General features: G+C 39.5%; 1 protein-coding gene, 1 tRNA gene and 1 rRNA gene. 2 read left to right on the forward strand and 1 reads right to left on the reverse strand.

What is annotated here, in order from left to right:
* Positions 1-77 (forward strand): 5S ribosomal RNA (gene rrf / locus AC3WOM_RS26600); the annotation flags it as partial.
* Between the two features lie 534 nt (positions 78-611).
* Here the strand turns inward: rrf and mbcS are convergent.
* Positions 612-2,189: an acyl-CoA synthetase MbcS gene (gene mbcS, locus AC3WOM_RS26605; protein ID WP_492449186.1), complete on the reverse strand. Its 1,578-nt coding sequence runs from the start codon at positions 2,187-2,189 to the stop codon at positions 612-614.
* 265 nt (positions 2,190-2,454) lie between these two features.
* On the opposite strand from mbcS, the gene AC3WOM_RS26610 reads away from it, so the two are divergent.
* A tRNA-Asn gene (locus AC3WOM_RS26610) sits at positions 2,455-2,528 on the forward strand.
* The last annotated feature ends 2 nt before the right edge of the window (positions 2,529-2,530 follow it).

Consider the following 2,530-nt stretch of genomic DNA (forward strand, 5'->3'; position numbering starts at 1 on the left):
CCGAACACGGAAGTTAAGCTCTTTAGCGCCGATGGTAGTTGGGGGCTTCCCCCTGTGAGAGTAGGACATTGCTAGGCGCAAAAAGTCGCTGCTGACAAACTCAGTAGTGGCTTTTTTTATGTCCAAAAACAAAAAGAATAAGAGACATTTCACCAGCATAACCATAGAGCCCTGGTTGAAATGTCTCTTTTTATCTTCATTCAGCAAATGTTTTTTGTATCGAAAGCATAGCGGCAGATACAGAAGACTCCCACCTATAGAGACTAACTTGACCCACAACACACCCTAATTATGGAAGTAAGTACGTATAATACTTCAGTATGGTATGGAGCTGATAAATCCTTTCCATATCACCTTCACCCTGGGTCACGATCTCCCTTGCGTCCTAAAAAGCCACCTAATTTCGCCAAATAAAGTTTTATTCGTTGGGGTCGTGGATGGTGGAATAGATGTCCGATTTGAAATGCAATAAAGAGCGCGCCACTCCTCTTCCTCTAAAAATATCGTGCAGGATGCCTCGGATGCTGTCTAGCCAAATACATCATGCCCAGGATGCGCAAGGATATAAAAGAGCTGTCCACCGTAGTACATGACAAGGTGACTAGATTATTTTAAACAGTTGCTGTTCGTAATTCTACACGTCGAATCTTACCAGAAGTAGTTTTAGGTAATTCATCTATAAAGACAATGCTACGAGGGTATTTATAAGGCGCTGTTAATGCCTTAACGTGCTCCTGCAGCTCTTTTGTTAATTCCTCTTCATCATGGTTTTTAAAGGATTCTCGTAAAATAATAAAGGCTTTCACGATATGCCCTCGAATTTCATCTGGTGCTGCTACAACAGCACATTCTTGTACAGCCTCATGTTTATTCAAAGCATCTTCTACTTCAAATGGTCCAATTGTATAGCCTGATGAGATGATGATGTCATCTCCGCGACCTTCAAACCAGAAATAACCATCTTCGTCACATTTGGCTTGGTCACCAGTAATATACCAATCGCCACGGAAGGCAGCTTGTGTACGTTCAGGCTCACGATAATATTCTTTAAATAAAGCTGGAGATGACTTATGAACAGCGATATCCCCAACTTCCCCAACGGATGCTTCATTACCTTCATTGTCTACAATACGTACAATATTACCAGGAGTTGGAACACCCATTGAACCAGGACGTAACTCAGTATTTTCTAGTGTGCCAATCAACAGTGTATTTTCCGTTTGACCATAGCCATCTCGGACTTTAAGACCAAAATGATTCATAAATGCTTCGATAACCGGTCGATTTAATGGTTCACCAGCAGAGACTGCACTTCGCAATGATGATAGATTGTACTCTTTTAAATTATCAATTTTCGCCAGTATACGATATTCAGTTGGTGTACAGCATAATACATTTACCTTTTCATCTTGAAGTAGTTGAAGATATGTTTTTGCGTCGAATCCGCCATGATAAACAAATGCAGTTGCACCTAGCATTATAGTGGATAAAAACGGACTCCAGATCCATTTTTGCCAACCTGGTGCTGCGGTAGCCCATACTAAGTCACCTTCACGCACACAAAGCCATTGTGAAGCTGCTGTGCGAATATGTGCATATCCCCAGCCGTGAGAATGAACAACTCCCTTTGGTTTACCAGTTGTACCAGAAGTATAAGAAAGGAAAGCCATGTCATCACGTTTTGTAGGAACTGCAGTAAAAGTATCGGGCTGCGTGCTAGCTAACTTATCTAACGAAGTCCAATTACCGGTAGCAGTTCCGATAACCAACTTATTATTTAAAGCCTCTACAGTAGAAGAAATATGATCTACTTCACCCGTGAATGCCTCATAAGCAATCACTGCACTTGCAGAGGAGTGCTCCATACGATATTCTAAATCACTTGCACGCAACATCTCAGAGCAAGATATAGGCACGATACCAGCCTTTAGACAGCCAAGGAAGACAAAGTATGCCTCAGGTAGTCGTGGAGTAATGACTAATACGCGATCGCCTTTTTGAAGCCCCCTCTTCGTAAAAGCATTTGCGTACTGGTTCATTTTTTGAACAAGCTCTAAATAGGAAATAGTTCGGCGCTCCTGTTGAGTATTTAACCATCTTATTGCTTGACGTTCACTATCTTGAGAAAATTTCTCTAATTCCTCAGTAATGTTATAAAATTCTGGTGCAATTAAATCGTTTGTAACCATTTGAACATTCCTCCCCATAAATAATAGAAAATTCATAAAACTATTTTTATTTTATCAATTACAATAATATACAGCAAGAATATTAAGTACACAAAATAGAAATATTAGATTTTATAGAGAACTATTATGATTTTTAATGGTTCCTACTAACCCATTCGACAAAATATATGAAAATTTTTATAAAAAGTGTTGCATAATTTATAATGCTTGCTATAATAATAAATGTGCTTAAGAATTTTTAGAAAATTTAATTGAATATCATTGTTCCGAAGTAGCTCAGTTGGTAGTAGCACCTGACTGTTAATCAGGTTGTCGCAGGTTCGAGTCCTGCCTTCGGAGCC

The organism is Lysinibacillus sp. FW301-JW8 (assembly GCF_058788755.1).